This window comes from Oligoflexus sp. (genome assembly GCF_035638955.1).
Taxonomy (GTDB): domain Bacteria; phylum Bdellovibrionota_B; class Oligoflexia; order Oligoflexales; family Oligoflexaceae; genus Oligoflexus.
Genome location: NZ_DASQYZ010000290.1, coordinates 1 through 5,412, shown reverse-complemented (window position 1 = coordinate 5,412; position 5,412 = coordinate 1). Strand labels below are relative to the sequence as shown.

Annotated in this window: 6 protein-coding genes and 1 pseudogene; 3 read left to right on the top strand and 4 right to left on the bottom strand. The window is 46.5% G+C overall.

Annotated features, from left to right (window positions below; genetic code table 11):
• Positions 1 to 115: 115 nt before the first annotated feature.
• The 4 genes from VE954_RS27005 to VE954_RS26990 form a co-directional block, all read right to left on the bottom strand.
• A complete protein-coding gene (locus VE954_RS27005) occupies positions 116 to 364 on the bottom strand; it encodes a hypothetical protein (protein WP_324958739.1) in 249 nt (82 codons plus the stop codon).
• 119 nt (positions 365 to 483) lie between these two features.
• The gene (locus VE954_RS27000; protein WP_324958737.1) at positions 484 to 948 is read right to left on the bottom strand and encodes a hypothetical protein; all 465 of its coding nucleotides are present in this window, start codon (positions 946 to 948) and stop codon (positions 484 to 486) included.
• Between the two features lie 5 nt (positions 949 to 953).
• Positions 954 to 1,271 (bottom strand): plastocyanin/azurin family copper-binding protein, encoded by a 318-nt coding sequence (locus tag VE954_RS26995; RefSeq protein ID WP_324958735.1) that lies wholly within the window; start codon positions 1,269 to 1,271, stop codon positions 954 to 956.
• Positions 1,272 to 1,281: 10 nt separating this feature from the next.
• Entirely contained in the window at positions 1,282 to 2,196 is a 915-nt protein-coding gene (locus tag VE954_RS26990) for a cytochrome-c peroxidase (protein ID WP_324958733.1), read from the bottom strand.
• 612 nt (positions 2,197 to 2,808) lie between these two features.
• Here VE954_RS26990 and VE954_RS26985 point away from each other — a divergent pair.
• The 3 genes and pseudogenes from VE954_RS26985 to VE954_RS26975 all read left to right on the top strand — a co-directional run.
• A pseudogene (locus VE954_RS26985) lies at positions 2,809 to 3,033 on the top strand (DDE-type integrase/transposase/recombinase); the annotation flags it as partial.
• A 450-nt stretch (positions 3,034 to 3,483) separates the two neighbouring features.
• Entirely contained in the window at positions 3,484 to 4,557 is a 1,074-nt protein-coding gene (locus VE954_RS26980; RefSeq protein WP_324958731.1) for a hypothetical protein, read from the top strand.
• A gap of 127 nt (positions 4,558 to 4,684) precedes the next feature.
• A complete protein-coding gene (locus VE954_RS26975; RefSeq protein WP_324958729.1) occupies positions 4,685 to 5,107 on the top strand; it encodes a hypothetical protein in 423 nt (140 codons plus the stop codon).
• Positions 5,108 to 5,412 lie beyond the last annotated feature (305 nt).

The window sequence follows — 5,412 nt, the reverse complement described above, 5'->3', positions numbered from 1 at the left end:
GGTAATGATTCTGAAGTTGCTGAACCCACAAGCTTTTTGTCTTTGGATGTCTGGGACATGGATGAAGCCTCATTTCCGCCACTTTCATTATACTAATTTATCGGCAGAAACTGTCTCATACTTGGCTGAGATATAGGGCTCTTTTAACAGCATTGCTTTCGTCTTTATCTATAGCCCAGCCGTCTGACATTGATAATGATTCTATATTCTTTAAGTTATCTGTTTTGGCTGATACAGAAGCTGTGTGCATCAGCATGGATAAGATAAAGAAAAAGCGGGTCATTGACACCACCAGGATTTTAAAGTTGGATCTTGAAATCAGCTCCATGCGAAACTCCATTAATTTAGTTTGGATGCTCATCATATTTAAACTCTTCGAAAAGGACGTTTACTCTCAGGGGCTTGCATAAACTACACATCCGTAACGCTGTCCATCAAGGCTTCATGGTTTGTTACTTTTTTCCTATCGAACCAATCCTTCTCCTACTTTAAATGCAGGATACCCCTCATTTCCAGAATATCCCCATGCCCTGCCATCAGACAGATATAGGGATAGTAGCCCTTGCCGGGGGCGCGCAGGGTGACGACCTCAGCAACCTCCGGGTCCAAAGCCTGAGTCATGACCAGGATGCTCTTATGTTGTTTGAGCTTTTCCAGGTCATACCCAAGCTTTTGCATGTCGTGAATCACAGCCTCCACTTCACCTGGCTTTAATATGGCAATATTGTGGAGGATCTGAGACCCCGGAAGAGCCTTGTTAAAGAATTTTATCTTGATTTCAGGAGCATAGGCTTCCTCGATGTATTTCTTGTCGAAGGCAATATCGTTGCCCTGCGTGCTCAGACGTATTTCAATATGCCTTGAGTCCTCTGCTCTCAGGATGGTCGGCTCCAGCAGCCAGCAAAGGAAAATAGCGAGGTTCTTATATTGAATCTTAAATTTTACCATTCCACTTACTCTTTAATGATTAATTTCATCTTCATGCCCGGGTGAATCGCACAACGGATCTCACCCGCACCCGACTTCCCGAACTTTTGCCCGTTCCTGGTCCCAGGAAGCTGAATCTTGAGATTGAAACGCGTCCCCTCAGATGAAGAAAAAACATTATGAGAAATGGTGTCATCGTTAAGGAACATAATGGTGTCATCGGGCTTGATCGTCAGGGCCTGAGTCGAGAAAGCCTTTCCCTTCTGAGAAACCTTGTGGACCTCCGCATGCACCAGCGTCGCCTGACAGGCAAGAACGAAGCCAAAAAAAATGCGTTTAAACATTTGACGACTCCTATCTGGGCAACATGGGTATTTCCGTCTTACGGACGGGACTGCTGAGAGTTCCGAGAAACTCCAGAAGGTCCTTTCTATCCTGCTCGGTAAGATTCAGAGGTCGAACCAGGGTTGAGAGGCTTGCTCTCTTTTCCCTTCCGCCGACGTTGTAAAGTTCGATGACGTCAACCAGGGTCGTCTCCGAACCGTCATGCATATAAGGTGCACGCCAGGCCACGTTTCGCAACGTGGGTGTTTTGAAAGCAAATTGATTCACTTCGATGTCCGGGAATAGGGCGCCTCGTCCTTTATCATCGCCACGCACTCCGATATCATGAAAACTGTCGTCGGTGAACCGCCATCCGGAATGGCATTGGCTGCAAGCTGCCTTGGTGTTAAAGAGAACAAAACCGCGACGAGCGGCACTGGAAATTGCTTGCGTGTCGCCCTTTATCCAGCGATCGAAAGGAGCTTCCGTGGAGACCGAAGCCACTCGCTCATAGGTGGCGATCGCCTTGGCCACCGTTTTTTCTGTGATCCCTTCGCGAGGATATGCTTTCTCGAACAGGACATTGTAACCTTTGATCCTGGTAAGTTTACCCACCATCTCAGATAGCGAAAGAGCCATTTCGCCCATCGCCTGAATAGGTAGCAGGGCCTGCTCCTCCAGTGTTGCAGCCCGGCCATCCCAAAAGAAGCTCGCCATCCACGCGGAATCGAGCAGGGTTGGGGTTCGTCGCGGCAACGTCTTCATTCCATGGCCCCTGGCCTTGGGCAGCCCGTCGCCCCACGAAAAGCCTGGGTTGTGACAGCTTGCGCAGGAAATCCAATCCGAGGCTGACAGCCGAGGATCAAAGAACAATAGATGCCCAAGTTTTTCCCGGGCAACAGAGTAACTATTATCCTCTGGATAGGGAATTGCGTTTGATCTCATGTAAAGCTGCATATACCTTTGAACTTCTGTCTGGCTCTCTGCCATCGCAATGCCAGGGGACAAAAAAAGTAGGACCCTCAGCACCAATCGAATGCCAGACATATAGCAAAGTCTCCCTTTTTGAAAACCATGATGGGTATTCGACCAGAATACCATCTGATTGAGTGGCTATACCTAAATATATATATGTGAGACCTTCAGCCAACTGGTGCCTCCAAATCTGAAACCGTAAAAAACGGCCAGCGAAGGTGGGGCCCGCTCTGAGGTCGAATGGGCTCGGTAAAACTCAAATTTAATAAGCTGCTAATAATTACTGGAACCTTTGCTGCGTCTGGCTGCAATGGAAGCGGTATAGGAATTGCTCTGGAAAATGGAACGTGAATGACTCTGACTCTTCAGCGATATATTGGCGAAATTATTGTGGTTGAAGGCCTCTACCTGATTATGCTTCGATCAATCCGATTCGGTTCCAAAGGGGCCAGGGCTTCGCTTTCCGTTCTCAATTAGAAAACAGGTTCGACCGTATGGTTTAATTTACCCATATGGGAAAGTCCATAGCCTTAGAACGAATCAGGGGCAAACGCCGCCGGTCTCAAGGCTTTCAATGATGAACATTCCAATGACATTGAGCTCCGGCAGGTGAAATATCTCAAGAGCATTGTGGAGCAGGACCACAGGCGAGTGAGGCAAAGGACAAGGCCGATGCTGGGCTTTAAAACCTTCATGTCGGCCGCGAAGACCATCGCCGGAATTGAGATGATGGTCATGATCAAAAAAGGTCAGATCGATATTCAGGGCTCCACTCCAAGGGGGCGGTTTTACGCTCTCGCAGGATAACTGCGTCTGGGGAATGATCCCTTCAAAAGCTCGCTTCAGCCTCGGAAATGTTTGCGACAGAGCCAAATATTTACGGCGTTAAATTGGATATGCTATCCTGATGATACAGTCGAAAAAATCGATAGAATGATCGAGGAGTGCATCAAGAAAGTGCCTGCCTTTATCAGTTCGGTGGCCTTTTCATTGGTCTCGACGCCAGCTCACTGGCTCGCGGCCCCTGAGCTTTGACACTTTCAAGAGGCAGACCACTCAAGGATGGATTCAGTGCGATTGAATGTGCATCCAGGAGAGCCTTATGAAAAGAGTCAAAATGAGATTCAATTCCTGTGTATTCGGCTTTATGGAGATTCCGAAGCATAGAACGCTGAGCAGAGCGTTTTCGGATGGGCCTTCGCTAAGGCTGCTTGCCTAACGTCGTTCCTTTATTTTCGAGTTCACAGGGAGGATACTTTGTTAAGAATTTTTTCTTTGATCGTTGTAGCCTTTTCTTTCGTGCCTCAGGTGTATGCGTTGGACTTTAAAGATATTTCCATCCATGGTTATTCGAGTTTTGAAGTTGAGCGACAGATTAGTGAGAAAGGTTCGGGTGATACCAATAATTCCTTCGATATGGATCTTTTTGATGTTGTATTGAATTTCCAGCTGTCCGATAGGGTAAGAGTTGCAGCCGATTTAACCTGGGAGCATGGCACAGCCACAGAAGATGGCACGGGTAATGCGGCGGTTGAATATGCTTTTACGGAAATAACCTATACTGATGCTGTCAAGTTGAGATTTGGGAAGTTTTTGTTACCGTTTGGTTATTTTAATGAAATCCATACTGCGAAGCCCTCAACGCTTTCCGTTAAAGAAGCAGCATCCACCAATAAAACTGAAAGACTAGCAAAAAATGGCGAGCGCTTTTTTCCTCGTTGGGGAGCCGGTATGGGATTGAAAGGCTCGATGGCTTCTGCCGGGCTCGACTACGATATCTTGGTGACCAACGGTGAACAAGACGAAGAAGGAAACTCAGGAAATCCCTATGAAAAGGACAACAATCTTTCCAAAGCCTTGACGGCACGGGTTCACTATCGACCTTCAACGGGCTTATTGGTCAGTCCTTCCTATTATAAGGACCAGATGTCAGCCGATGTTAAAGACATGGAACATTCGGTGACCAGCTATGGTCTTTATTTGAATTATTCCTTTTTTGATGCCAACGTCATCGCCGAGTTTGTCGAAGGTAAATTTGTTAAAGTCGAGATTGATGAAGATGCCGCCGAGAAAGATAAAAACAATTGGACTCAACAGGGCTGGTTTATTCAATTGGCCTATGCTATCGACGCCACGACTCCCTATTTGAGATACGAGCTCATCAATCCGGATGTCGATATCAAAAAAGATGTCGGCACTGATACCATTATTGGGGTCAATCATGAAATTGATGACGGTCTATTTGGGAAGCTGGAATATCACATGTATGGTGGTGAATTCGATGACAGTCATTGGACTGAGGTCAAGCTTGCATTGGTAGCCGGCTGGTAATTCAGAAGCTATTGACGAACGCATTCCGAATGACTCATATGCGGTGTACCGGGGTCTATAAAACAAGGCTTTTTAGATCGCCTTCGGTGTCTTTATCTATACAGCAACAAATAATAAAGGAGCACTGATGAAAAACAATATTTGTCCCGGTATCCTTTTAGTTATAGGCTTGATGTCAGATTTTGCCTTCGCAGATGCTAAAGTTATTGTCAATACAAAGGCTGGAGTGACAAGACTGAGTCAGAAAGAGATCGCTGAAATTTTCCTTGGTAATAGAACCCTGTGGGACAACGGTTTAAAAATAAAGGTCGCTCGACTTGACAGTGACGATGATGTAACCACAAACTTTATCGAAAAAACCATGAATATGAAACCTAGGGTCTATATTGCTCATTGGCGAAAGCAATTGTTCTCCGGCAGTGGGGTTCCTCCCAAATCTTTTAAGAATCAGGACGAACTTAAAGAATTTGTCGCCAATAACGAGGGCGCTATTGGTTTTGTCAGGGATGGTAGCTCGCTCCCTGCTTCGATTAAAGTTATAAATTATTGACTGCCTGTCGTGTTCCAAAGTAGAGAACACCATGCGGTGTCAGAAAGTAAGGCAACTCTGAACTTACGCACTGGCCTTGTTCTTTGAGTGGAAGAGGTTCTTGATGGGCCTAGGCCGTCACCAAAGCCTCGACCACGGTCGCCCTCATTGGACCACGTTCTCGCGGGGAGTGTAAAAAAGTTTGTGTAACCAGCCTCAACGGAGATAAGCTCGGACGCTGTCTCCATGGAAGGAGCTGGATATGGATAAGGAATCCCAACCATCAGAAAGCCTGCCGTTCGATCTGAGCAAAGTTCAGGATAAAC